We start from the raw sequence: 24,859 nt of genomic DNA on the forward strand, positions 1-24,859 counted from the left end.
AGCGTCGACGGCCACCGGGGACAATGGATCGGGTGACTGACGGACCCCTCATCGTCCAATCCGACAAGACCGTGCTGCTGGAGATCGACCATCCCCTGGCCGGTGCGGCGCGTGCCGCGATCGCTCCGTTCGCCGAGCTCGAACGCGCCCCCGAACACGTGCACACCTACCGCATCACGCCGCTGGCCCTGTGGAACGCCCGGGCCGCCGGGCACGACGCCGAGCAGGTGGTCGACGCCCTCGTCACCCACTCGCGCTACCCCGTCCCGCAGCCGCTGCTGGTCGACATCGTCGACACCATGGGCCGCTTCGGGCGCCTGCAGCTGGTGAAGAACCCGGCGCACGGGCTGAGCCTGGTCTCGCTCGACCGCGCGGTGCTCGAAGAGGTGATGCGCAACAAGAAGATCGCGCCGATGCTCGGCGCCCGGATCGACGACGACACCGTCGTCGTGCATCCGTCCGAACGCGGCCGCCTCAAACAGATGCTGCTGAAGATCGGCTGGCCCGCCGAGGACCTCGCCGGTTACGTCGACGGCGAGGCGCACCCCATCGCCCTGGAGCAGGACGACTGGGAGCTGCGCGACTACCAGCAGCTGGCCGCGGACTCGTTCTGGGCGGGCGGCTCCGGCGTCGTCGTGCTGCCGTGCGGTGCCGGCAAGACGATGGTCGGCGCCGCCGCGATGGCCAGAGCCCAGGCCACGACGCTGATCCTGGTGACCAACACCGTCGCCGGACGGCAGTGGAAGCGCGAACTGATCGCCCGCACGTCGCTCACCGAGGACGAGATCGGCGAGTACTCGGGTGAGCGCAAGGAGATCCGCCCGGTCACCATCGCGACGTACCAGGTGATGACGCGCAGATCGAAGGGCGAGTACAAGAACCTGGACCTGTTCGACTCGCGGGACTGGGGCCTGATCGTCTACGACGAGGTGCACCTGCTGCCCGCCCCGGTGTTCCGGATGACCGCCGACCTGCAGTCGCGCCGCCGCCTCGGTCTCACCGCCACGCTGGTGCGCGAGGACGGCCGCGAGGGCGACGTGTTCAGCCTGATCGGCCCCAAACGGTACGACGCCCCCTGGAAGGACATCGAGGCGCAGGGCTGGATCGCCCCGGCCGAGTGCGTCGAGGTCCGCGTGACGATGTCCGACGACGAACGTCTCCAGTACGCCGTCGCCGAGGCCGACACCAAGTACAAGCTCTGTTCCACCGCGCATTCGAAGCTGCGCGTGGTGCGCTCGATCCTGGAACAGCACAGGGGGTCCCAGACCCTGGTAATCGGCGCCTACATCGACCAGCTCGAAGAGCTCGGCCGCGAGCTGGACGCCCCGGTGATCCAAGGGGCCACCCGGAACGCCGAGCGGGAGAAGCTGTTCGACGCCTTCCGCCGCGGCGAGCTCTCCACCCTGGTGGTGTCGAAGGTCGCGAACTTCTCCATCGACCTGCCCGAGGCCAGCGTCGCGGTGCAGGTGTCGGGGACGTTCGGTTCGCGTCAGGAGGAGGCCCAGCGCCTCGGCCGACTGCTGCGGCCCAAGGCCGACGGCGGGCAGGCGCACTTCTACTCCGTCGTCTCCCGGGACAGCCTGGACGCCGATTACGCCGCGCACCGGCAGCGTTTCCTGGCCGAACAGGGGTACGCCTACCGGATCGTCGATGCCGGCGACCTGCCGATGGTGGACTGATCCGGTGATGCCCGAGCCCTCCCCCACGACCGATCCCCCCTCCTCGCTGGTCGAGCCCTCCTCCTCGGTGGTCGAGTCCCCGTCCTCGGTGGTCGAGCCCTCCTCCTCGGTGGTCGAGCGGAGTCGAGACCCCCGGCGCCTCGTCGCCCGACTGCGGCCGTTCGCGGAGACGATCTTCGCCGAGATGTCCGCCCTGGCCGTCGCCCACGATGCGGTGAACCTCGGTCAGGGGTTCCCGGACACCGACGGCCCCGCCGCGATGCTCGCCGCCGCGCAGCAGGCGATCGCCGACGGCCGCAACCAGTACCCGCCGGGGATCGGGATCCCGGAGCTGCGGCACGCGATCGGCGAGCAGCACGCCCGCGACTACGCCCTGCACTACGACCCCGACACCGAGGTCCTGGTGACGGTCGGCGCCACCGAGGCCGTCGCCGGGGCCGTGCTGGGGCTGGTGGAACCGGGTCGCGAGGTGATCATGATCGAGCCGTACTACGACTCGTACGCGGCCACCGTCGCCCTCGCCGGGGCGGTCCGTCGTACGGTGCCGTTGGTGTCGGAGGGCGACGGCTTCCGGCTCGACCTCGACGCCCTGCGCGCCGCGTTCGGACCGAATACGGCGGCGATCCTGGTGAACACCCCGCACAACCCGACCGGCACCGTCCTGAACGACGACGAGCTCGCCGAGATCGCCCGGCTCTGCGTGGAGCACGACGTGGTGGCGATCGCCGACGAGGTCTACGAGTTCCTCACTTTCCGGGGGCTGCGGCACCGGCCGCTCGCGACCTTCGACGGCATGCGCGAGCGCACCCTGCGGATCTCCAGCGCCGCCAAGACGTTCAACGTGACCGGCTGGAAGGTCGGCTGGGTGTGCGGTCCGCCCGCGCTGGTGGCCGCGGCGCGCGGCGCCAAACAGTACCTCACCTACGTCGGCAGCGGCCCGTTCCAGCCCGCCGTCGCACTGGCGCTGCGCACCGAGTCGGACTGGGTCGCGGCGATGGCCCGCGACCTCGAACGCAAACAGGGCGTGCTGTCGGCGGCCCTGGCCGACGCCGGGTTCGGCGTCCATCGCACCGACGGCACCTACTTCGTCCTCGCCGACCCCCGGCCTCTCGGGTACGACGACGGCGCCGCCTTCTGCCGGGCCCTGCCGGAGCGGATCGGTGTCGCGGCGGTCCCGGTGAGCGCCTTCGTCGACCCGCCGGCTTCGCACGGCGCGGGCGGCTGGAATCATCTGGTGCGCTTCGCGTTCAGCAAACGCGACGACGTGATCGCCGAGGCGGCCCGCCGCCTGAGCACGCTGTAGTCGAGCCGGCGGCGCTACCGTCGGTCCGGGGTCTGCCTGCCGCGTCGTCCCGTCCGTTTGACGAGGTCGGAGAGCACGCTGCCCAGGGTCGGCGGTTCACTGTGGACCATCGTCGTCGGGACGAAGATCGCGGTCTTCGCGGCGCGGCCGCGCAGGTGGACCTCCCCCGTCTCGCTCCACAGCTCCGCCTCTCCGGGGTCGGCGGCGTCCACGGTGTCGCCGCTCGCACAGACCGGGGAGCCGGACTCCTTGGCCCAGTCCGAGAGCCGGGCCGACTCGTTCACCGGATCACCGATCACGGTGTACTCGTAGCGGCTCGCGGCACCGATGTTGCCGGCGAACACCCGCCCGTAGCCCACGCCCATGCCCCACTCCAGGGGGACTCGTTCGCCGAGCGCCTCACCGAGTTCCCGGGCGGCCCGCAGCGCCGATCCGGCCGGGTCGGGCAGCGCGGCCGGTGCCCCGAAGATGATGAGCGCGGCATCGCCCTCGAACTTGTTGATGAGCCCGTCGTGCCGCTCCACCACCTCGGCGACCACCGAGAAGAAGACGTTCAGCACCACCGCGGTCTCCCGCGGATCGCGTTCGGCGGCGAAGCTCGTCGAACCGGTCAGGTCGACGAAGACCACGCCCACGTCGGTGTTGGCCCCGGACATCTCGCCGCCCTGCTCGATCGCCAGCTCGGCCACCCGGTCGCCGACGTGTTTGGAGAAGAGCGACCGGATCCGTTCGCGTTCGTCCCGGATCCGCTCCCGCTCGGCGAGACCGTCGAGCATGTGGTTCAGCCCCGTCTGCAGCACACCGAGCTCGGAGACGTCGTACACGGCCACCCGGCGGTCGAAGTCGCCGGCGGAGGCCGACTCGACCACCTCCCGCATCTCGTTGAGCGGATCGGCGAGCGTCCTGCCGACCAGCATCACCACCAGCAGCCCCGAACTCAGCGCCACCACGGCGAGGAACACCGACGTCCAGTCCAGCGGCCCGACGGCGGGCGGCAGCCAGCCGATCCAGCGCCCGATGTTGATGGTGATCAGCCCGACCATCGGCACCGCCGACGAGACCAGCCAGACCACGACCATCCGTTCCCGGACTCCGTGCACCACCCGCGGCTCCGAGGCGCCGCTGAGCGCGAGGATGGCCAGCGGACGGGCCGAGACCTCCGCGAACAGGTAGATGAGACTGCCGGAGGTCACGGCGGAGAGGACGAAGGCGCCGCCGACCGTCGCCAGGAACTGCCGGCTCACGTCCGAGATCAGCATGTAGATCACGTAGCTGACCAGCCAGCCGGCCACGTCGGCGCCGCTCTGCCGGATCGGGATCCCGGCCACCGACCGGCGCCGCAGACTGTCGGTGCCGCCGTTCTCGATGAACCAGCGGATGTGGGGTTGCAGAAGCAGCAACGAGATCACCGTGCTGGCGCCGGCGCCGATCACGAGGGCGATCAACATCTCCCAGTAGCCCGGGTTCATCGACTCGGTGCGCAGGGTGAAAGACCCGCCGTTGAACGCCAGGATCACCAGGACGAAGGTCTCGATGCCGATCAGGAACTTGGAGCCCACCCCGATGGTGACGCTCACCGCGGCGGCCCGCCGGGTCACCGCACGCTTGAAGCGCGGTTCCACCGAGGGCCATACGGCGGCGAGGTGCTCGTTCGGCACGTCCGCGTCCCGGGGCCCGTCGAACACGTCGAAGATCCAGCGGCGCAGCCGCCAGCGCTCATCGATCTGGTCGACCAGACGATGCAGGGATTCGCGGGATCGCTGGATCTCCACGCGGTCACCCCCGGTAGCTCGACGGACAATGGATCGAGAGTACCCAAGCCCACCGACGATCATCGTCGAGCGCGGGTCTCCGGTCGCGCATCAGACCCGGGTACCGGTCCTCCGCACGAGCCGGTCTATCGACGACGACGATGCATCCGGCGCCGCGGCGTCCCGTGCAGACGCCGGGATCGGCCCTCCGGGACAGCCCGGCGGTCGTCGGTCGTCGTGTTCGGCTCCGGCCGTTCGTCCGGTGCCGGTTCCTCGATCGGGGTCTCCGCCGGTTCGGGGTCGTCCTGCGCAGTCGGCTTCGCCTCCGGGGCGGCTGCTCCGGCGGGCTCGGACCTGTCTGCGGCGTCCGGATCGGCCTCGGGTTCGACGCCCTCACCGGTCGCCCCGACGTCCACCGGTTCCCCCGCGGTCGTCGCTCGCTCGGCGTCTCCGGGTTCCTCGGCGTCGCCGGACTCCTCGGTGACGCCGGTCGTCGGGATCTCTGCGTCGGGTTCGCTCGCCGTGGTCTCCGCCGGCTCCGTCCCGGCATCGACCAGCGCATTCACCTCGGTGCCGGCGGCCGGATCGTCTCCCGCCGACTCGTTGGTGCCCGGCTCATCGGGGTTCTGCGCATCGGTGTTCGGTTCATCGGGGCTCGGCTCGACGGCTGCCGAGTCGCTCGCCGCGATCTCGTCCTCCTGCGGCGTATCGGCCTCGGACGCACCCGACTCGTCCGCCTCCGGACCGTCGGTCGCCGCCGTCTCCGCCTCCGCCGTCTCTACCTCTGCCGTCTCCGCCTCCGGGGTCTCGACCTTCGTCTCGACGTTCTCGTCGGCACCGGACTCCGCGGACTCGGTCTCCGCGTCCTCGGTCTCCACGGGCGCGTCGGCGGGTGCGTCGAGTTCTGCCTCCGCAGGCACAGCGGTCTCGTTCTCGGCGGGATCGCTCCCCGCGAGTGCGACGGCCTCGGGCTCCGCCGACGCCGGCGCCGGCGCATCCGATTCGGGCGTGTCCGCCCCGGTGTCGTCCATCGACTCCACCCCGTGCAGCCAGGCGTGCGTCACATCGTCGGTGCCCGCTTGGTCGTCACCGAGCGCGTTGTTCTCATATGCCACCTGTAAACCGGTGTCGACGGTCGAATCGGTGTCGACGGTGGCGTAGGTGACCACCAGCGCCGAGGCCTGGGCCGTCTCCTCGCTCAGAATCGGCTCGGGTTCCGGTTCCGGTTCCGGCTCGGGTTCCGGCTCGACCACCGGTTCGGGCTCGGGCTCCGCCTCGGGTTCGACCACCGGCTCCGGTTCGGCTCCGAGTTCCGATTCGGCTCCGAGTTCCGGTGCGGTTCCGAGTCCCGGTGCGGGCATGGTGCCCGGAACCGGGGCCCCGGGCGCAGCACCGAACAGTCCGACCGGTCCGAGGGCGCCCGACGCATCGGCTCCGCCCTCCGGCGATCCGGCGACCGGCCGCTCTGCTCCGGGTGGCGCGGTACCGAACGGCTCCGTGCCAGGCAGTTCCGTGCCGGGTCGATCCCGCTCGGGAGATCTCCCGTCCGGTCGTTCCGCACCCGGTCGTTCCCTGTCCGGCCCGCCCGGGTTCGGCGGGACCATGGGTCCCGGCCTGCTCGGGGTCTTCGCCAGGTTCATCGGCGCCAGCGGCGGCATCCCGGAGGCACCCGGCATCGGCGGCCTGCCACCGGCCATCGGCCGCCCGGCCGCGAAATTCGGCCGGGCCCTCTCGAGCGAGGGCTCCGTGCGCTCAGGCGACGGCGTCGAATCGGCCGTCGGCGCCGCGACCGCACCTGCGGGCGCCGCTTCTGCCGGGGTCGGCGGGGCGTCCGTCGACGCCACCACAGCCTCGTGCACGGTCCCCGAGCCGCTTCGTCGACGACGCCACCACAGGAACGCACCGATCAGGATCACCAGCAGGATCTGCACGGCCAGCAGCCCCAGCCATACCCGCGGTTCCCTCCACCAGGCCCGTTTCGCGACCTCCGGTTCGGCGGTCTCCTCGGCCATCGTCACCGGACTCGTCGTGGTCGCGGGGGGCTCCACGCCCATACCGGGCACCAGTTCGATGAGTTCGGCCGGAACCGTCTCCAGTCCGGCGGTGGACGACCACCGGATCACTCGGCCCTCCGGCCCCGCGAACCGCGATTCGTCGGCCCGCCCGACGTTGGCGGTGTCGGTGATCGGGAATCCGAACGGCCCGTCCTGGGCGCCCGAGGCGACCCAGGCGCGCAGCACCTCGCCGGTCAGCAGCGAGGCGCGTGTGCCGGGGCTCCAATAGATCGCGGCGCCGTCCGGATCGCCGAACGAACTGAACCGTCCAGCACCGGCCGCCTGTTCGTCCGCGGTCGGAAAACCGATCGCGGCGGGTCCGCCGACCGCACGATAGCGGTCGACGATGGCACCGAGCACCGCGTGGGCGCCGGTGGCCGGCGAGAAGTACACGATGCCGCCCTCGAACACCTGCGAGGCACCGCCCGTCTCGGGCCGCACCTCGCTGCGGCGCGGACCGAGTTTCTCGGCGACGGCGGGTTCGGCGACGTAACCACTGATGGCAACGACCGCGTCCGTCATCAGATCGGCCCGGGCGACCGGGACACCGAAGGCGGCCAGCAACACGCCGGCCACGATGAGCGCGATGGAACCTCGACGAAGCCGCTCGGACATCAGGACCGGCGGCCCTTCGACTTCGGATCGTCGTCGTCGGCGATCGCGTACCGCGCGTCGATCAGGCCCTTGACGTTGAGCTCCGGCGACGTGGCGCCGGCGACGCCGTCCTCGGGGTGCGCGCCGGTGCGGGCGTCCAGCCAGTCGGAGTCGACCGGGTCACCGGAGTCCAGGAACTGGGCGGCCACTACGTCGCCGCCGATGGCGTCGTGGGTCACGGTGCGCTGCGTGGACGTGTCCTCGATCACGCGCTCCACCGGCTTCTCGACCACCTTGCGGACGAAGACCGGCTTCTCCACGACCACCTCGATCACCTTCTCCACCGGCTTCTCGATCACCTTCTCGACGATCTTCTCCACCGGTTTCTCGACGATCTTCTCCACCTCGATGATCTTCTCCACCTCGACGATCTTCTCGACGGGCTTCTCGATCACCTTCTCGACGATCTTCTCGACCGGGATCTCGACGATCTTCTCGACCTCGATGATCTTCTCGACGGGCTTCTCGACCACCTTCTCCACCTCGACGTAGACGGGGCGCTCGACCACCTTCTCCACATCGATGAAGACGGGCTTCTCCACCACGCGCTCGACGATCTGGTTGATGTCCTTCTCCACCAGCTTCTCGACGAGGACCGGCTTCTCCACGATCTTCTCGAACTCGCGGGTGACCGGCTTCTCGACCAGCTTCTCGGTGATCTCCGGGCGCTCGACGATCTTCTCGACGATGTGCTCGACAGGCTTGTCGACGATCTTCTCGACCACCTCGGGCTTCTCTACGACCCGCTCGACGATCCGCTCGACGGGCTTCTCGACGATCTTCTCGATCACGTTCGGCTTCTCGACGATCTTCTCGACCGTCCGGTCGACGGGCTGCTCGATCACCTTCTCGATGATGTTCGGGACCTCGACGACCCGCTCCACCTCGCGGTCGACGGACTTCTCGATCACCTTCTCGATCAGGTTCGGCTCCTCGATGACGCGCTCGATCACCCGGTCGACGGGCTTCTCCACCACCTGCTCGATGATGTTCGGGACCTCGACGACCTTCTCGACCTCGCGGTCGACCGGCTTGTCGACGACCTTCTCGATGATGTTCGGGACCTCGACGACCCGCTCCACCTCACGGTCGACGGACTTCTCGATCACCTTCTCGACGAGGTTCGGCTCCTCGACCACCCGCTCCACGACGTGGTCGACGGACTTCTCCACGACCTCTTCGAGGATGTTGGGGACCTCGACCACCTTCGGCACGGTCCGATCAACCGGCTTCTCGACGATCTCCTCAAGAATGTTCGGAACCTCGACCACCTTCGGCACGGTCCGATCAACCGGCTTCTCGACGATCTCCTCAAGAATGTTCGGAACCTCGACCACCTTCGGCACGGTCCGATCAACCGGCTTCTCGACGATCTCCTCAAGAATATTGGGAACCTCGACCACCTTCGGCACGGTCCGATCAACCGGCTTCTCGACGATCTCCTCAAGAATGTTCGGAACCTCGACCACCTTCGGCACGGTCCGATCAACCGGCTTCTCGACGATCTCCTCAAGAATGTTCGGAACCTCGACCACCTTCGGCACGGTCCGATCAACCGGCTTCTCGACGATCTCCTCAAGAATGTTCGGAACCTCGACCACCTTCGGCACGGTCCGATCAACCGGCTTCTCGACGATCTCCTCAAGAATGTTCGGAACCTCGACCACCTTCGGCACGGTCCGATCAACCGGCTTCTCGACGATCTCCTCAAGAATGTTCGGAACCTCGACCATCCGCTCGACCACTCGATCGACGGGCTGCTCGACCACCTTCTCGATGATGTTCGGGATCTCGACGACCCGCTCCACCTCGCGATCGACCGGGGTCTCGACCACCTTCTCGATCACATTCGGCGTCTCGACCACCCGCTCCACGATGTGGTCGACGGGCTTCTCCACCGGCTTCTCGACGATCTTCTCGACGATCAGTTCGCGCGGCACCTCGACGTGCTTGATGATCGGCCTCTCGGCGACGAGTTCGACGACCTTCTCGACCTCTTTCTCGACCATCTTGTAGACGACCTTCTCCACCGGCACCTCGACGACCTTCTCCACGATGGTCTCGACCAGCTTCTCCACCCGGACCTCGACGATCTTCTCGACGGGGACCTCGACGACCTTCTCCACGACCTTCTCGATCGGGACCTCGACCATCTGGTAGACGATCTTCTCCACCGGCACCTCGACGACCTTCTCGACGATGGTCTCGACCGGCTTCTCCACCTGGACCTCGACGATCTTCTCGACGGGGACCTCGACGACCTTCTCGACGATCTTCTCGACCGGGACCTCGACCTCGCGTTCGACGACGGTCACGACCGGCTTCTCGACGATCCGCTCGACGGTCACCTCTTTCTCGACGATCCGGTCGCGGATGTCGACGATGAGCTTCTCCACCAGGCGGTCGACCTCGACCGGGGCCTCCACGACCTCGTCGACGACGGTCACGACCAGCTTCTCAACCAGGCGCGGGACGTCGATCTGGCGTTCGACCACCTCGTCGACCAGGGTGACGACGAGGTTCTCGACCAGGCGGGCGACGTCCATCGGCGCGTCGACGACCTCGTCGACGATCGTCACGACCGGCTGTTCGATCACCCGCGGCACGTCCATCGGGGCGTCGACCACTTCGTCGACGATCGTCACGATCGGCTTGTCGACCAGACGCGGCACGTCGACCGGCGCGTCGACCTCCTCGTCGACGATCGTCACCACCGGACGCTCCACCAGACGGGACACGTCGACCGGCGCGTCGACCACTTCGTCGACGATCGTCACGATCGGCTTGTCGACCAGACGCGGCACGTCGACCGGCGCGTCGACCTCCTCGTCGACGATCGTCACCACCGGACGCTCCACCAGACGGGACACGTCGACCGGGGCGTCGACCACTTCGTCGACGATCGTCACGATCGGCTTGTCGACCAGACGCGGCACGTCGACCGGGGCGTCGACCTCCTCGTCGACGATCGTCACCACCGGACGCTCCACCATCCGAGGCACGTCGACCGGCCGTTCGACGACGTCGTCGACGATCGAGACGATCGGCTTCTCCACCATGCGCTGGATGTTGACCGGCTTGTCCACGACGTCGTCGACGACGGTGACGACCGGCTTCTCCACCAGCCGCGGGACGTCGATCTCCTTGTCGACCACCTCGTCGACGACGGTGACGATCGGCTTCTCCACCATGCGGGAGACCGGCTTCGGGCGCTCGACGATGTCGTCGAGCACGGTGACGATCGGCTTCTCGACCATGCGGGTCACGTCGACCGGCTTGTCCACGACGTCGTCGACGATCGTGACGACGGGGTTCTCCACCATGCGCGTGACGTCGACGGGCGCGTCGACGACGTCGTCGACGATCGTGACGACGGGCTTCTCCACGAGCCGGCTGACGTCCACCGGAACGTCCTGCACGTCGTCGCGGACACTGACGATGGGACGCTCGACGAGCCGGCTCACCTGGACGGGGCGGTCTTCGACGGTGTCGACGACGGTGACGACGGGGCGCTCGACGAGCCGGCTGACGGTGGTGGGCTTGTCGACCACCATGTCCACGGTCTCGACGACGAGTCGTTCGACGATCCGTTCGAGGGTCACGGGCTTATCCACGACGCGCTCGACCGGGTTCTCCACCAACCGCTCGACGACCAGGTCGTGATCCACGACGTTGTCGACGACCTTCGGACTCGAATCCTTACGGTCGTTCTTAGCCACTATGCCTCCCTTTACCGGTCGCCGATCGGTTGACGACGACCGCACGGGCGTACTACCGCCCCCGACTTCAGCGATTTCCAGTCTGATGCGTAGTGTCCCAAGATATCAACACGGTGGCGACGCGCCACACCGTCGAGAAGCTGAGAAACGAAGAATCCCCTGGAAGAATCGCACTGCCTCAAGCAGTTCCATTCTTCCAGGGGACCTTCGGTGTCGCACCATGGCGACCCTGACGGGACTCGAACCCGCGACCTCCGCCGTGACAGGGCGGCGCGCTAACCAACTGCGCCACAGGGCCTTGCTATTCGATTGTTCCCGTTCACACGGGGTGTTGAAGTCCTCGTTTCACCGAGGACCACGTGGCCAGGGCCGGGATCGAACCGGCGACCTTCCGCTTTTCAGGCGGACGCTCGTACCAACTGAGCTACCTGGCCAGATATCGGCGACCGTGCACATGGGCGCACAGCCTGACCGACGCCATCTCTGGCGACCCTGACGGGACTCGAACCCGCGACCTCCGCCGTGACAGGGCGGCGCGCTAACCAACTGCGCCACAGGGCCTTGCTATTCAATTGTCTTCACGACGCGAGCCGCGAAGCGTACCCCCTACGGGATTCGAACCCGCGCTACCGCCTTGAAAGGGCGGCGTCCTAGGCCGCTAGACGAAGGGGGCCCGCGTCCTCGCTGGGAGCTTCATCAGCGTATGGCACATCCATGGTGAATCACAAATCGGCTGGTCCGAGCACTGAAACAGGGCTTTCTCCCGCCCCGGAGACGACGCCGACCGCCCGGTCCGCCGAGGCCGCGAACCGCGGCCGCCGTCGACCTCCTGCGGCCCCGGTCCACCGGTCCGCAGACGCACCGGTTAGACTCTTCGATGCCCCTTTAGCTCAGTTGGTAGAGCTGTGGACTTTTAATCCATAGGTCGTCGGTTCGAGCCCGACAGGGGGCACCTCTCCGGCCCAGGTCGCAGCGCATTCCGCGCCGCCGCCTGGGCCGAGTCGTAGGGCTCGGTGCCTCACGTTGCCTCAACTCAGGCGAAACTCCGCCCCGCCGCCTTCAGTGCTTCGTCCTGACTGTGCGCGTACGTCGACATCGTGAAAGCCGCCGAGCTGTGCCCCAACCACTGCGCGATCACCGCTATCGGCACCCCGCGCAGGTGCATGAGTGTCCCGCAGGTGTGACGTGCATCGTGCAGTCGGACACGCTCGATGCCGAGGTCGCCGAGCATGCGGTCCCATCCGGCCGACACCTGCCAGGTGTTCAGCGGCCGCCCTGCCTCGTCGCACGCGACGTATTCGCCGCCCGCGTACGCCTCCCCCAGTACCAGCCGCTCGCGTCGCTGCTGTTTCCGCGCCGCCTTCAGCACCTTGACGACGTCCTCGGGCATGGGGAGCGTCCGCGCCGAGGTTCGGGACTTCGGGGTGTCGACGACGATTCCGCCGACTCCGTCGACCCTGGTCTCCGTGATGGTTACGGTCCCGGCCTTCATGTCGACGTCGGACCAGCGGAGCCCGGCGATCTCGCCGCGGCGGAGCCCGTAGAGCGCGAGTGTCCACAGGTGCCGGTCGCGGCAGCGGTGTTCGAGGACTCTCCGCATTTCAGAATGAGTCAGGGTGCGGAACGTCTGTTTGTCCGAGGGGATCCTGTCGACCAGCGCGGCGACGTTCCGCACGACGTTCCCCTGCGCCTGTTCGGAGTCGAGGACTTGGGAGAGTCGGCCGATCGTCTGGTTGATCGTGGCCGGCGCGTACGCCTTGCGCGTCACGGTTCGTCCGTCGTCGGTGGTGCGTTCGACGTCGCCGGCGCGCAGTCGTGCCACGAGGTCGTCGAGGTGCCGCTTGGTGAGTTTCTGGATAGCGGTGTCGCCGAGCTCGTCCCGCACGGGTTGCAGGGCTGCGATGTAGCCGCGCAGGGTCGACGACTTCAGGCTGTGTTTCGAGGCGAGCCAGTCCGCGCATGCCTGCTCGACGGTGCGAGTGCTGACCCGGACGTAGCTGCCGGCCTGGACGGCGCCGAGGGTTTCGGCGTGGAAGGCTCGCGCTTCGGCCTCGCTCCGGAACGATCGGCGGACCTGGTGCCGGTCGTCGCCGGTGCCGACGTTGAGCTGGACTCGCCAGCGTGGTTCTGGTTTGCCTGTGCGCCGGTTCGTGACCGTGATCTTCGCGATGCCGGTCGGGAGCTGCTTACGCGCCATCGCGCCCCGACTCCTCCTGAATCCCCAGGGGATCCTCGTCAATGACGCCGCCGAGTTCTCCGATCCTCTCCCTCAATCGCTCCACTTCCTCGCTGAGTTGCCTCTGGATCCGCCGGCCCGCTTCAATCTCGGCCGGAGTACGAGAATCGTCGGCGATCATCTCGTCGGCGATCATCCGCATCAGGGCTCGCTTGGTGCGCCGGTAGGCCCGCACCGCCCTGACTAGTTCCTGCTGGTCGCGATCTACTGGCAGTGTCTCGAAGTGGGTAATGTCGTCCGCCGTCCGAGTTCGGCTAAGGGCCCCGTCTCCGCTGAACCAGTCGAGTGCTGCACCGCTGGGGACTTGCCAACCGGGGAGCGCTTCGACCTCGCCGTCTGGGATGTCTGGGTAGATGAGCACGATCGGCGGAACCCCCAACGCAGCCGCAAGCACGATCAACTCCCCGACCTCAAGGCTCCGCTTCCGACCTGTCTCGATGTCCGAAATGACTGAGCGCGACAGCGGATGCCCAAGCTCGGCCGTCCGGTCCGCCAGTTGAGCCGCGGTCATCTTCTTCGCCTTCCTCCTCGCTTGCACTGAACTCGCGATGCGCTCGGTCGTCTGCTGATTCCAGCCTTCAGGAGGCTTCGTCCACGCCATATTCACGCACGCTACGGGACCGCTTGCGCGATCTCCACGCACAGAGTAATACTCGTAGAGACAACGCGCACCAGCCATGTACGCGAGTTGTTTTTACGAATAGGAGATCCGATGTCCTCGAAACTCATCCCCATCGAAGCGCCGGACGGGAAGCCGTCGGCGTGCTCCGAGATCGGAGTGTCCCGGTCGACGATCTACAAGGAGATGAATGCCGGGCGCTTGAAGAGCGTGAAGGTCGGGCGCCGCCGGTTCACCACCGACGCGTTCATCGCCGAGTACGTCGAGAAGCTCGTCGTCGACACCGACGAGGCAGACGGAGCATGCGCGTGACGACGACCCCCTCAGCCCTGAGGGGGCGCGTGAGCGGGTCCGCCTCGACCATCCCCACCGCACAGAAAAACCTCGACGACACGGTCCATCCGACCAAGAACAGCCGCGTCGTCGAGGTGACCACCACCAACACTCACCAGGAGAATCAGTGATGAACCACGATCGTATCCGTCGCCCGTCCGCGGCGGCGACACCCTGCCCGAACCAGGCCGACCGAACCCACGAGCCTGCGGGTTCGGTCGAGCCGCCGCACCTGCTCACCGCCCTCGCCCGGTCCGGGGCACTCGAGCAGCTCATCACCGTCGCGGCCCGGCACTGCCCGGCGCGCCTGGACGCGGTACTGGCCGCGGTCCGCCGGCCCGCGGACCTGACCGAACTCCTCGAACTGGCCGACGTGGTCGGAGGTGCCCGATGAGCGGCAGCGACGATCAGCGCCTCGACGGCTCCGGTTTCCCGATCGGTGACCCGTCTGTGCCGTCCCTGTGCCCGGTGTGCGACGCGCCGATCTTCCCCAGCAGCGACGTCGACAAGACCGGCTACCTGGCCGCGCTGGACGCGCACTACGAGAAGGCCGGCCACTACCGGGGTGCCGCCGCGGAGTCGGTCTCCGAGGACGACACCGCGCCGGTCCGCCACGAGATGTTCACCTGCGTCGGGTGCGGCGGCGAGGCCGGGATCTCCTGCGACGACCCGGGAGAGGTCGACGAGTTCGCCGACCAGTGGGCCGACGATCACCGCGCCTGCGGTAGCGAGCCCGCAGCCGTGGCCGTGACGCCGCTGCACGAGGTGATCTGCCCGGACTGCTCGGAGATCATCACGGTCGAACTCGACCCGGCACCGAAGGCGCCGAACGGGTGGGCACTGAACCTCACCCGAGTCGAGAAGATCGTCGACGACCACGAGAAGGCGTGCCCGGGCGCACCGCTCGCGCCGGTCCGCCAGGCCTGGCTGACGCTGGTCGGCAACGGTGATCGGCCGACGATCTGCCACTACGGCGACACGTCGAGCGTGACCGACCTGGCCCGCCCGTCCTGGTCCGACCCGGACTACGACCACATCGGTCACGGTCTCGCCTACTACTCGTCGGCGCCGGCCGGAGTCGCGTTCAAGCGCGATCGGTCGATCAATCGGGGCCGAGGCTTGACCAGGACCACGGTCGAGGTGTCCGCGCAGTTGTCGACGGCGTGGGGTCTGCGAGTCGGCATCGTGGTCGCCCAGCCGACGCGGGACGGAGATGAGGCGTGCACGGCCCTGGCGTCCCCGGCCGAGGCCCGGCAACTCGCCGCCGTCCTGTGCGCGGCCGCCGATCTCGCCGAGTCCGAGACCAGCGCGTAGAGCCCTCTGCCGGGGTCGGATCCCGTATCCGGCCCCGGCAACGGCGTACCCCGCCGTTCCGCAGCGGCCGCCTCCGGTCACCCCTCTCTGCCAGTGTGTGCACACCCGACACGGAGGAGACCCGAACCATGACTACGACCCGAACCACCAACAGCGATTACGAGGCCGCCTACCGGCGCCTGACCGAACAGGGCTCGATCACCGTCCCGGACTACCAGGCCCTCACCGGACTACACCGCACCAGCGCCTACCGCGCGGTCCGGGACGGAGTGATCCCGTCGTTCCGGGTCGGCCGGTCGATCCGGATCCCGAGCACCGCGGTCCGCGCGCAACTCGGACTCTGAGCACACCTCAACAACACATGCAGCGCCGCTGGCGGTTGGGCCGGGCACACCATCGGAAAGACAGGTCGATGACCACCAACACAACAGAAGGCCGGCCCCAGCAGCACACCAGGACCGGCCCCGAAGAAGAGCTTCCGACGACTCTCGACCCGCAGGGTATCGCAGGCCGGGGACACGCCCTACCGCTGCTGTCGGCCGCCATGCATTCCCTCGCCGGGACCGTCGTCGAGGTCCTGACGATCCTCACACCCGAGATGATCCGGCCCCTCGATCCGCCGTCGGCTACCGCCCTGAGCGCGGTCCTGGCCGTCGCCGAACGCGGCCTGGACCCGATCGAGACCCTCGTCGTCGGCGAGCTGCGCCGGACCGGCCTGTTCACCGACGACCACCAGGGCCGCCTGCTCAGGGGCCGGATAGAGGCCGCGGCGTCCCCCGCAGTGCCCGGCGCCTCGTTCCGGTGGCTCGCCGCTGATCTGGCCGCCGACGTCGAAGCGGCCGCGATCATCGCCTACGCCGCGGCCCTACGCGAATCGGTGTTCGGACACGAAGACGACCGGACCGCGATCCGGACCCGGGGTGAGGCACACCTCGATGACCTCGCCGAGGTCCGTCTCCGACTCCGCGCCGGAGGTGCCGCATGACCGGCGAAGACTTCGACGTCTGGGAGTCCCGGCCGATCCTGCGTCACACACGCGACTTCGCGCGCGCTCGCCGCGTCGGGCCGCTCCCGCTGCTCGGCGCGCTCCTCGTCCGCGCTGTCGCGGCCACCGAACCGACCGTGGTGCTGCCCGCGGTGGTCGGCGATCACGCCTCCCTGAATCTGCTGTTGGGGTTCGTCGGCCCGTCCGGCGCGGGCAAGGGCGCCACCGAAGCCGCGGCCCGGCGCGCCACGAACCTGCCACAGGTCCCGGAGTTGCCGATCGGTTCCGGTGAGGGCATCGCGCGCACATTCGCGCCGCCACCTGCCGGGAAGGATGGCGAGCCGGTGACCGAGCCGGTCACGCGGGCGATCTTCACCGCCGCCGAAGTCGACACCGTCGCCGCAGTCGCTGGCCGGAAAGGGTCGACGCTCCTGCCGACCCTCCGCTCGATGTGGTCCGGGGAGACACTCGGCGCCGCGAACTCCCAAGCACACACCCGCCTGAACATCCCGGCGCACTCCTACCGCGCGTGCATGACGATCGGCGTGCAACCCGAGCGGGCCGCCGGTCTCCTCGGCGACACCGCCGGCACCGCACAGCGCATGCTGTGGCTCCCCGTCGGCGACCCCGACGCCCCGGACGTCGCTCCCGCATGCCCGGCCCCGGCCACTGTCCGCCGACCCCTGGCACCGAACGGCGGCCGCCTGGTCCTGGACCTACCCGGCGACGCGGTCGCGGCGATGCAGGCGCACCGGCTCGCGGTGCTCCGCGGCGAGGACGTCGACCCGCTCGACGGACACAAGATGCTCACGAGGGCGAAGCTCGCCGCCGCGTTCATGCTCCTCGACAGCCGCCTCGGGGAGGTCTCTATCGACGATTGGGAACTGGCCGGGTGGCTGATCCACGTCTCCGACCGGACCCGCGCGCGGATCGAACGGGACCTTGCCGACGCCGCCCGCCGTACGGCCAAGGCGAAAGCCCGCGCGACAGTCGAGCACGACGAGGAGGTCGCGGCCCGCAAGCTCGACAACGCGAAAGCGTCCGTCGTCCGCTGGCTCACCCCGAAGGAGGGCGAGGACGAGAAAGGAATGGGCATGGCCGCTCTCCGTCGTCGGGCTCGCGGTGACCGTCGGGACGACGTCGCTGCTGCGGTCGCTGAACTTGTTGACGCCGGCATCGTCGCCGAGTTCGAGGCGAAGCAGGGAGGTAAGCGCTATCGCCTTGCAGGGTCCACCCGTCCACCCGTCCACCCGTTGGAATCTCCGCAGGTCAGAGACAGTTTGACGGGTGGACCTGAGGGGTCCACGGGTGGACCTTCCCACAGCCTCACGGGTGGACGGGTGGACCGACGGGTGGACACCCATAACCGCAGGTCAGAGACGGGTGGAACGGGTGGACGGGTGGACTTCGCAATGCGAGGCGTCCCCCGCCCAGTCGAGCCCGTTCAACTCGACCTCGACGGCCGCGCGCTCCCCGTCATCGACGACGACACCACCCGGGTCGGCGCCGCGATCATCCGGAAGATCACCCGCCACGGACCCGCGCGCCGCCGAGACATCCAACACGGGTACTCCAGCACCAGCCCGGACCGCGGCCGAGTCGACCCGGCCCTGGACTACCTGACCGCCACCGGCCGCCTCCACCTCGACGACGACGGCAAAACGTACCGACTCGGCGAACCGGAGACCATCCGATGAGCGAGGACGGCCCGCGGTGGATCTGCCCCAACCGCGCCGACCTGGTCGACCTCACCGACGCCGGGGCACCCGGACTGGCCGCCGCCGAAACCATCGACATCGACGGCACCACCACGTTCTTCGTCATCGACCTCGACCAGCTCGGCGCCGACGGAGACACCGGGAACCCGACCCCGGCCCACGACGACATCCGGCCACCCTCGAACCGACTCCACATCCCCGACCACCAGATCACCGTCACCGGGACGATCAGCGACATCGTCGCCCTACACCGTCTCCTCGAATCATTCGGGGTCGACGCCTACCCGTCCACCATCGACACCACCAGCCAGGAGAACCAGCCATGACCCGCTCACCCAGCCGCACGGTCGACTACCTCATCCACGAGGCCCACGAGATCATCACCGCCGCGATCGCCGCCGAGAACCTTCCCGTCGACCTCGACCACGAATGCGGAGACGACTGCGACACCTGCGACCGCCTCGACTGGCTCTCCCGCGCCGCCGGCAGCCTCGACGTCGTCCTCTCCCGCTTCGACCGGTACAGCGACGGCCGCCCGATCTCCGGCACCGTCGAATACCAGCACGGCCGCACGTTCGCCTACACGTTCCCCGCCGCCGACCCCGTGCCAGGGGAACGGGAACTGACCCGCTTCGCCCTCGCCCCGTTCGATGAGGGCATGCCCTCACCCGGCCAGGCCGTGATCTACGCCGACGACCACGCCGGCACGCTCCGCGTCGACCTGCTCCCCGGGAACGTCATCGTCGGAAGGTTCAACCGGTGAGCCGGGGCCCGGGCCGCTGGCAGCGACTGCTGTTGCACGCCGTCTACCACGCGACCGAACAGGTCGAATACCTCACGCCGGGTGAGGTCAACCAGAGGTTCGGGACCTACGAGCCGTCGCCCGAGGTCTGGGTTCAGCGGCGGGTCTGGTCGGCGAATCACTGCCGCATGACCGCCTCCGGAAAGCGGTTCGTCGATCCCGGCGACTACGTGGACGGCACCTCGTCGCCGGAGTATTCCGCGATCATGCGTGCGGCCCGATCCCTCGTGAGGGCCGGCCTGGTCGACGTCGACGGCAGATGCGTGAGCCGTCTGGTGCCGCTCCCCGAACCACCCGCGGCGGCCGCACGATGCCCCGTCTGTCTAAGTGTTCAGGCAGTAGAGGAATCGGAAATATCTGAACACTTAGGCGACTCGTCGCGTGAGCAAACCGCCGGAGCACACGACATCGAGGCCGCCACCGGTCAGGACATCCGGTGATGGGGCCGCTCGGCGCTGACGTCGCCGCCCTGATCGCCGCCGCCCGCGCCGCACAGCACGCCCTCGCCGACCCCGCCCGCCGGCCCGCCAACGACCGGGAACGCGCCGCGCTCGCCGCCGACCTGCGACGCGCCGCGAACTGCGCCACCAACACCGCCATGCCCCGCGCGGTGGAAGACCTCACCGCCGCAGCCCGCCAGGCCGCACACCTGCTCACCGAACAATCCAGCTACGCGCAACGCTCACAGACCGAACGAACCCTCGACCGCTGTATCCACCTCGCGGCCATCTACGGCCGCCGCACCCTCCTGGAGGACTAACCGATGACCACCGAACCCAAGACCGAGGCCGTCGCCCTCGCACTCGTCCTACGGATCGCCGACGCACCCTACGAGTCAGTCGCCAACCACCTCGGCATCACCGTCGATCAGGCCCGCCTCGAAGTCCGTCGGGCCCTCGACCGGCTCGGACACGAAGGCGTCAGCGAGACCCGCGCGCTCCTGATCCTGCGCTCCAACCTGGTCTCCTTCTCCGCCGCCGAACTCGCCGACGAGGAACGGGAAGCGACCGGCAGAAACCGACCGGGAGACCAGCAGTGACCACCCGGCCCGGGATCTCCGGCGGCGCCACCGCACCCGACCGGATCGCGACCCGGACCCGCGACACCGAAGCGGTCAAACTGCGGGTCGGGGGCGCCGGATTCGACGAGATCGCCGCCCGACTGGGTTACCCGACGGGGGAGGCCGCCCGGTCCGCGGTCCGGCGCCTGCTGGCCCGCCGCGAAGCCACCGCCGTCGAAGAGCTACGCGCGGTGGAATCGGCCCGCCTGGACACCCTGTGGCGCCAAGCGCTCGCCACCCTGTCCGCGGATCGGTCGCCGGCGGCGATCACCGCGGCGGTCCGGGTCTCCGAGCGGCGCGCTCGACTCCTCGGCCTGGACGCCCCGGCCGAGGTCCACCTGACCCCGCCGGAGACGACGAGCACCGACATCCGGGAACTACAGGCCCAGATCCTCGACCTCCTCGAAGGCCCGCACCCGCGGCCGCTACCGGCACCCGACCACCACGATGATGAAGGAGACGATGATGAGTGAGCAGTTGACGAGGAAGGAACGCCGGGCACGACGCCGCGCCCGGTGGTCGGCCCACAGTGACGACGCGGACCCGGCAGTCGGCGAGACCCCGGGCCGCGACACCGGCGGCGACGTCGTCGAGCAGGGCCCGGCACGGTTCGACCCCGAGACGATCGCACGCGCCGCACACGCCGCCGCCTACACCGACGGCGACGGCCGGTCCACGATCATGCCCGACCGTGAACAGACCCGCCGCTACGGAGACGCCCGCGACATGAGCCGCTACGGCACCGGGTTCGTCCGACCCGACCAGCACGCCGGAACCTGGCGTCAGGTGCCAGACACCGAGATCCGCCGGGAACTCTCGATGGCCGGAATCCTGGCCGGGCATCGCATGCTCGCCCCGCGCGTGGACGCGGCCGCCGCGGCCCTCGACCGGGTCACTCGACGAATCCCCGAAGATCAACTTCCCTCCGTCGATCCCGTCGCGTGCTGCACCCCGACCCGGCCCGGTCTGCCGCCGAAGAACTGGCCGACCAGCCCCTACGTCACCGACGACATGGGCCGGACGGTCGACATCCACGCATGGGTCGGCACACACTGCTACGGCGACGGCGGCCGATGGATCATCGCCTACCAGGGCAACGTCTACGCCTGGCGCCCCGACCAGGCCGACGCCCCGTCATCGCCGCACCCCGGATGGGAACAGGTACGCGGTGATGACGACTGGTTCAACGCGCACCTCAACGACTGGGCCGGACCCGCGGCGGCCGGTATGGCCGGAGAGGCCCGCGCCGCGATCGCCTACCACGGGGACCGGTGGCCGACCGACCCGTCCGAGGTCGCCGCCTACGATCTGGCGCGCGCGATCGCCAAGGTCGAAGCCGACCAGGCCCGCCACTACGGAAGGAACCACCAGTGAACGAGGAACACCGGATCGTCATCATCGACCAGGACCAGGTAGCGGCCGAGGTCGATCCCCTCACCAGCCAGGCCGCGGACCGGCTCGCGGACTTCCTGACCACGGCCGGCCACGAGTTCTATCGGTACCGACGGCCCGGCGAGTTCACTCTGTGGCGGTTCGTCGCCTGACCACCCTCCACGACCACGACCGCGACGGCCGGGCCGCCCTTCACCAGGGGAGCCCGGCCGTCGTCGTGTCTCGGGCCGCACGCGCACGAGGAGCGTTATGGTCGCCCCTATGACTCCTGATGATCAGCGCCGTGCGACGGCGGTAGCCGACCGGCTGTTGTCGGTGGTTCGTGACCATTGCGATGCAGAGTGCCTGCGACAGGACTACGACGCGGGCGAGATGGGCATGGTGCTTGAGCGTGCCCTCGTCGTCGCTGAACAGAACGACGTCCTACTACCGGCCGGCGATGTGCGTGAGGCCTGGGAGTGCCTGATCATTCCCGGCATGGTGCCGCCCCGCACCGACCTGGCACGCCTGCGGAAGATCGTCGACAACCGCCTGGCCGACGTCACGCCCTGAGCGGATGATGGACGGCATGAACGACACGAGCACCCGACGCCTGTCCGAGATCACCACCGAACTCCCCGACGGACTCCGGTTGCCGGCCGAGACCGCCGCACCACTGCTCGCGCTGCTCGACGGCATGCGCGAGGTCGCGCACGGAGACCATACGCGCGCCTACCTCGACGGCGCCGCGGACATGCTGCGCCTGCTCACCCCGAAGTGACACCCGTATATCTGGGGTATACCCCAACTCGACAACCGGCCCTCCCCGGTCAACCCGTATAACTAGACCGACGAACACCATTGTTTGACACTCGTCTAGTCAACCCTTAGAGTCTATTTAGACATCGAGCGGGGAGAGACACCATGAGCGAGACCATCGGCTACATCCGAGTCAGCACCACCGACCAGAACACCGGCCGCCAACTCGACGGCATCGACGTCGACAAGACGTTCACCGACAAGGTCAGCGGCAAGAGCACCGACCGGCCCGCACTCACCCAAGCCCTCGACTACCTCCGCGACGGCGACACCCTCATCGTCCACTCCATGGACCGCCTGGCCCGCAACCTCGAAGACCTCCGCCGGATCGTCCGGGAACACACCGGCGGCGGCGTCACCGTCCAATTCGTCAAAGAAGGCCTGACCTTCACCGGCGACGACTCCCCGATGAACACCCTCCTGCTCTCCATGCTCGGCGCCGTCGCCGAGTTCGAACGCTCCCTGATCCTGGAACGTCAGCGTGAAGGCGTCGCGATCGCCAAGGCCGCCGGCAAGTACACCGGCCGCAAAGCCTCCCTGACCCCCGACCAAGCCGACCAACTCCGCGCACGCCTGACCGCCGGAGAATCCGCCACCGCCCTGGCCAAGGAATACGGGATCTCCCGGCAGAGCGTCTACAACTACAAGAACGCCGCCTGACCACACACTGCGTCCGACATGGCGGCGGCGAGACCGGCGGCGTGTACGTCTTCCCATCCAGCCCGGTGACTGTGGCAGGTGCGGCATTTGCCGCACCTGAATCGAGATCACGCCGGACAGTCCGATCGTTGACTCCGGTCACGTCGGCGATGGCGCGGGTGGACATGCCCTCCCCCGCCAGCCAGGCGACCAACTCACGGCGCGGTGGAATACTGGCAGCGTGTCCAGGACGGCTAACTTCTACGTGATGACCCCCCGCGCGACTGCGCCGCGCGTGGCTGAGGTCGTCGCCGACGGTCTGGACTGGAAGCTCGTGGGGATCCTCGCCGATCCGTATACCGGGTGGGACGGTGACGAGTGCGTGGTCGTGCGTATTCAGACCGCTGACCATGTGGATGTGGTGGCGGTGGAGGCGGCGTTGCGGGCGAAGGCCGTCGCGGCTGGGTTCAACGCGATCACCGAGGACGAGTACTTCGCCGAATCCGACGCCGAAGCCGAAGCGCAAGTTGGAATCGCTCGGCCAGAGTAGCCGCCACGGTATCCGTCCGCAGTAGCTCAGCAAGGCCCCGGCCAGGCCGACCGACTCCGAGCGCCTGACTGGTTCCGCCTCGCCTCAGTGCCTCATCGGTGCCTCAACTCGGTACAGGCCACCCATGTTCACTGTCGTCCGTGGTCGTCGTTTCGCCTGGTCGCGACACACACGAGGATAGGCAAACCCCCTGGTCGACACTGATTCGCCTTCTTTTAATCCATAGGTCGTCGGTTCGAGCCCGACAGGGGGCACCTCTCCGGCCCAGGTCGCAGCGCATTCCGCGCCGCCGCCTGGGCCGAGTCGTAGGGGTCGGGAGGAGGCGTTCAGGACAGCAGCGCGGCCGACGCCCGGCCGCGGGCGTGCACCGACCGCACCGCGTCGCCGAACGCGGGGATGAAACGCTCGGCACCGATCACGCAGCACGCGTGACCGCCGTCCACCGGGAACGCCCGCGAGTCGGTGATGCGCTCCTCCAGGATCGACTGCCGCTCGGGCGGGACGGTCTTGTCCTTGACGGAGATCACCACCGACGTGGGCACGTCGATCTCACCGAGCCAGTCGCGCGAGTCGAAGTCCGCCATCGCCTCGCTGAAGGCACCCATCTTGCTCATCGGGGTCGAGAGGAACTGGCTGATCCCCCACGTGGCGGGGTGCCTGTTCCAGTCGTTCAGGCGTGCGTCGGAGGGCACCGGGAGAAAACGGTCGAGTCGGGCCGCGATGGACCCCATCTTGACGTCGCGCGCGAGTTCCGCCGGGTCGATGCTGGAGAAGTACGGGCCGGTGGAGCACAGGACCAGACCGTCGACCCGACCCGCGTGCCTGCGCCAGGCCAGCTGAGCGATCCCGCCGCCCATCGAGAAGCCGGCCGCCGTGAAACGATCGATGCCCAGGGCGTCGGCCACCGCGACCGCGTCGTCGGCACAGGCCTCGAGGGAGAAGTCCGCGGACCTGATCCCGCGGCCGTGCCAGCGATGATCGATGGTGACGACGCGGAAGTCGCGGCTCATCTCCGGGAGCACCGGGTACCAGCACAGCAGGCCCGTGGTGGCCACCGAGTGCAGCAGGAACAGGACCGGCGCCTCCCGCGGACCGGAGTCGGTGACGAAGGTGGTGCCGCGGCCGGGCAGTTCCAGATACCGCCCGGTGGGCAACTCCCTCACCGGGTAGGGCCGGACGACGTGTCCCACCGCCCGTCTCACCGCTCCGAACTCGAACTGCTTCTTCACCACGACCTCGACGTTACCCTTCCG

Annotated in this window: 27 protein-coding genes and 5 tRNA genes; 22 read left to right on the forward strand and 10 right to left on the reverse strand. The window is 68.6% G+C overall.

Translation table 11 applies throughout. From position 1 onward, the window contains the following. Window positions 1–32: 32 nt before the first annotated feature. Window positions 33–1,679, forward strand: a complete 1,647-nt coding sequence (locus QM809_RS01010) for a DNA repair helicase XPB (protein WP_415043988.1) — start codon at window positions 33–35, stop codon at window positions 1,677–1,679. 7 nt (window positions 1,680–1,686) lie between these two features. Next, window positions 1,687–2,982 carry a pyridoxal phosphate-dependent aminotransferase gene (locus QM809_RS01015; protein WP_415043989.1) on the forward strand — a complete coding sequence of 432 codons (1,296 nt, stop codon included), beginning with the start codon at window positions 1,687–1,689 and terminating at the stop codon, window positions 2,980–2,982. A 14-nt stretch (window positions 2,983–2,996) separates the two neighbouring features. Here the strand turns inward: QM809_RS01015 and QM809_RS01020 are convergent, their stop codons facing one another. The 7 genes from QM809_RS01020 to QM809_RS01050 form a co-directional block, all read right to left on the reverse strand. Further along, window positions 2,997–4,754 carry an adenylate/guanylate cyclase domain-containing protein gene (locus tag QM809_RS01020; RefSeq protein WP_415043990.1) on the reverse strand — a complete coding sequence of 586 codons (1,758 nt, stop codon included), beginning with the start codon at window positions 4,752–4,754 and terminating at the stop codon, window positions 2,997–2,999. Between the two features lie 125 nt (window positions 4,755–4,879). Beyond that, window positions 4,880–7,402, reverse strand: coding sequence for a hypothetical protein (locus QM809_RS01025; protein WP_415043991.1), 2,523 nt, complete (start codon window positions 7,400–7,402; stop codon window positions 4,880–4,882). Further along, window positions 7,402–11,160 (reverse strand): hypothetical protein, encoded by a 3,759-nt coding sequence (locus QM809_RS01030; protein ID WP_415043992.1) that lies wholly within the window; start codon window positions 11,158–11,160, stop codon window positions 7,402–7,404. Before QM809_RS01030 ends, QM809_RS01025 begins: the two co-directional genes overlap by 1 nt. A 221-nt stretch (window positions 11,161–11,381) precedes the next feature. After that, a tRNA-Asp gene (locus tag QM809_RS01035) sits at window positions 11,382–11,458 on the reverse strand. Window positions 11,459–11,520: 62 nt separating this feature from the next. Then, window positions 11,521–11,594 (reverse strand) — tRNA-Phe (locus QM809_RS01040). A 50-nt stretch (window positions 11,595–11,644) separates the two neighbouring features. Then, window positions 11,645–11,721 (reverse strand) — tRNA-Asp (locus tag QM809_RS01045). 39 nt (window positions 11,722–11,760) lie between these two features. Next, window positions 11,761–11,833 (reverse strand) — tRNA-Glu (locus QM809_RS01050). A 206-nt stretch (window positions 11,834–12,039) separates the two neighbouring features. Here QM809_RS01050 and QM809_RS01055 point away from each other — a divergent pair. After that, window positions 12,040–12,112 (forward strand) — tRNA-Lys (locus tag QM809_RS01055). A gap of 81 nt (window positions 12,113–12,193) precedes the next feature. On the opposite strand, the gene QM809_RS01060 is transcribed toward QM809_RS01055, so the two are convergent. After that, window positions 12,194–13,357 carry a tyrosine-type recombinase/integrase gene (locus QM809_RS01060; protein ID WP_415043993.1) on the reverse strand — a complete coding sequence of 388 codons (1,164 nt, stop codon included), beginning with the start codon at window positions 13,355–13,357 and terminating at the stop codon, window positions 12,194–12,196. Further along, window positions 13,347–13,997, reverse strand: coding sequence for a helix-turn-helix domain-containing protein (locus QM809_RS01065; RefSeq protein ID WP_415043994.1), 651 nt, complete (start codon window positions 13,995–13,997; stop codon window positions 13,347–13,349). The genes QM809_RS01060 and QM809_RS01065 overlap by 11 nt, the downstream gene beginning before the upstream one ends. 111 nt (window positions 13,998–14,108) lie before the next feature. On the opposite strand from QM809_RS01065, the gene QM809_RS01070 reads away from it, so the two are divergent. The 19 genes from QM809_RS01070 to QM809_RS01160 all read left to right on the forward strand — a co-directional run bounded on the left by QM809_RS01070 (window position 14,109) and on the right by QM809_RS01160 (window position 23,606). Beyond that, entirely contained in the window at window positions 14,109–14,327 is a 219-nt protein-coding gene (locus tag QM809_RS01070) for a helix-turn-helix transcriptional regulator (protein WP_415043995.1), read from the forward strand. Window positions 14,328–14,356: 29 nt separating this feature from the next. Continuing rightward, entirely contained in the window at window positions 14,357–14,479 is a 123-nt protein-coding gene (locus tag QM809_RS01075) for a hypothetical protein (protein WP_415043996.1), read from the forward strand. Next, window positions 14,479–14,742 (forward strand): hypothetical protein, encoded by a 264-nt coding sequence (locus QM809_RS01080; protein ID WP_415043997.1) that lies wholly within the window; start codon window positions 14,479–14,481, stop codon window positions 14,740–14,742. Before QM809_RS01075 ends, QM809_RS01080 begins: the two co-directional genes overlap by 1 nt. After that, complete coding sequence (locus QM809_RS01085) at window positions 14,739–15,662, forward strand: hypothetical protein (protein ID WP_415043998.1); 924 nt, start codon at window positions 14,739–14,741, stop codon at window positions 15,660–15,662. The genes QM809_RS01080 and QM809_RS01085 overlap by 4 nt, the downstream gene beginning before the upstream one ends. A 128-nt stretch (window positions 15,663–15,790) precedes the next feature. Then, a complete protein-coding gene (locus QM809_RS01090; protein ID WP_415043999.1) occupies window positions 15,791–16,006 on the forward strand; it encodes a helix-turn-helix domain-containing protein in 216 nt (71 codons plus the stop codon). A gap of 68 nt (window positions 16,007–16,074) precedes the next feature. Next, window positions 16,075–16,647 (forward strand): hypothetical protein, encoded by a 573-nt coding sequence (locus QM809_RS01095; protein WP_415044000.1) that lies wholly within the window; start codon window positions 16,075–16,077, stop codon window positions 16,645–16,647. After that, window positions 16,644–18,344 (forward strand): hypothetical protein, encoded by a 1,701-nt coding sequence (locus tag QM809_RS01100; RefSeq protein WP_415044001.1) that lies wholly within the window; start codon window positions 16,644–16,646, stop codon window positions 18,342–18,344. Before QM809_RS01095 ends, QM809_RS01100 begins: the two co-directional genes overlap by 4 nt. Next, complete coding sequence (locus tag QM809_RS01105) at window positions 18,341–18,691, forward strand: hypothetical protein (protein ID WP_415044002.1); 351 nt, start codon at window positions 18,341–18,343, stop codon at window positions 18,689–18,691. The genes QM809_RS01100 and QM809_RS01105 overlap by 4 nt, the downstream gene beginning before the upstream one ends. Next, a complete protein-coding gene (locus QM809_RS01110; RefSeq protein WP_415044003.1) occupies window positions 18,688–19,128 on the forward strand; it encodes a hypothetical protein in 441 nt (146 codons plus the stop codon). The genes QM809_RS01105 and QM809_RS01110 overlap by 4 nt, the downstream gene beginning before the upstream one ends. Continuing rightward, a complete protein-coding gene (locus QM809_RS01115; protein WP_415044004.1) occupies window positions 19,125–19,607 on the forward strand; it encodes a hypothetical protein in 483 nt (160 codons plus the stop codon). Before QM809_RS01110 ends, QM809_RS01115 begins: the two co-directional genes overlap by 4 nt. Next, window positions 19,604–19,927 carry a hypothetical protein gene (locus QM809_RS01120; RefSeq protein WP_415044005.1) on the forward strand — a complete coding sequence of 108 codons (324 nt, stop codon included), beginning with the start codon at window positions 19,604–19,606 and terminating at the stop codon, window positions 19,925–19,927. The genes QM809_RS01115 and QM809_RS01120 overlap by 4 nt, the downstream gene beginning before the upstream one ends. A 3-nt stretch (window positions 19,928–19,930) precedes the next feature. Then, a complete protein-coding gene (locus QM809_RS01125) occupies window positions 19,931–20,206 on the forward strand; it encodes a hypothetical protein (protein ID WP_415044007.1) in 276 nt (91 codons plus the stop codon). Beyond that, entirely contained in the window at window positions 20,203–20,700 is a 498-nt protein-coding gene (locus QM809_RS01130) for a hypothetical protein (protein WP_415044008.1), read from the forward strand. The genes QM809_RS01125 and QM809_RS01130 overlap by 4 nt, the downstream gene beginning before the upstream one ends. Further along, the gene (locus QM809_RS01135; protein WP_415044010.1) at window positions 20,693–21,601 is read left to right on the forward strand and encodes a hypothetical protein; all 909 of its coding nucleotides are present in this window, start codon (window positions 20,693–20,695) and stop codon (window positions 21,599–21,601) included. Before QM809_RS01130 ends, QM809_RS01135 begins: the two co-directional genes overlap by 8 nt. Then, window positions 21,598–21,771 carry a hypothetical protein gene (locus tag QM809_RS01140; protein ID WP_415044011.1) on the forward strand — a complete coding sequence of 58 codons (174 nt, stop codon included), beginning with the start codon at window positions 21,598–21,600 and terminating at the stop codon, window positions 21,769–21,771. The genes QM809_RS01135 and QM809_RS01140 overlap by 4 nt, the downstream gene beginning before the upstream one ends. Before the next feature lie 109 nt (window positions 21,772–21,880). After that, a complete protein-coding gene (locus tag QM809_RS01145; protein WP_415044012.1) occupies window positions 21,881–22,171 on the forward strand; it encodes a hypothetical protein in 291 nt (96 codons plus the stop codon). Window positions 22,172–22,187: 16 nt separating this feature from the next. Beyond that, the gene (locus QM809_RS01150; protein WP_415044013.1) at window positions 22,188–22,379 is read left to right on the forward strand and encodes a hypothetical protein; all 192 of its coding nucleotides are present in this window, start codon (window positions 22,188–22,190) and stop codon (window positions 22,377–22,379) included. A 143-nt stretch (window positions 22,380–22,522) separates the two neighbouring features. Then, on the forward strand, window positions 22,523–23,077 hold the full coding sequence (locus QM809_RS01155) for a recombinase family protein (protein WP_415044014.1): 555 nt from the start codon (window positions 22,523–22,525) through the stop codon (window positions 23,075–23,077). A gap of 247 nt (window positions 23,078–23,324) precedes the next feature. After that, window positions 23,325–23,606 carry a hypothetical protein gene (locus QM809_RS01160; protein ID WP_415044015.1) on the forward strand — a complete coding sequence of 94 codons (282 nt, stop codon included), beginning with the start codon at window positions 23,325–23,327 and terminating at the stop codon, window positions 23,604–23,606. 326 nt (window positions 23,607–23,932) lie between these two features. Here the strand turns inward: QM809_RS01160 and QM809_RS01165 are convergent, their stop codons facing one another. Then, entirely contained in the window at window positions 23,933–24,838 is a 906-nt protein-coding gene (locus tag QM809_RS01165) for an alpha/beta fold hydrolase (protein WP_415044016.1), read from the reverse strand. Window positions 24,839–24,859 lie beyond the last annotated feature (21 nt).

It is taken from the genome of Gordonia sp. (in: high G+C Gram-positive bacteria), assembly GCF_047600385.1.
Taxonomy (GTDB): domain Bacteria; phylum Actinomycetota; class Actinomycetes; order Mycobacteriales; family Mycobacteriaceae; genus Gordonia.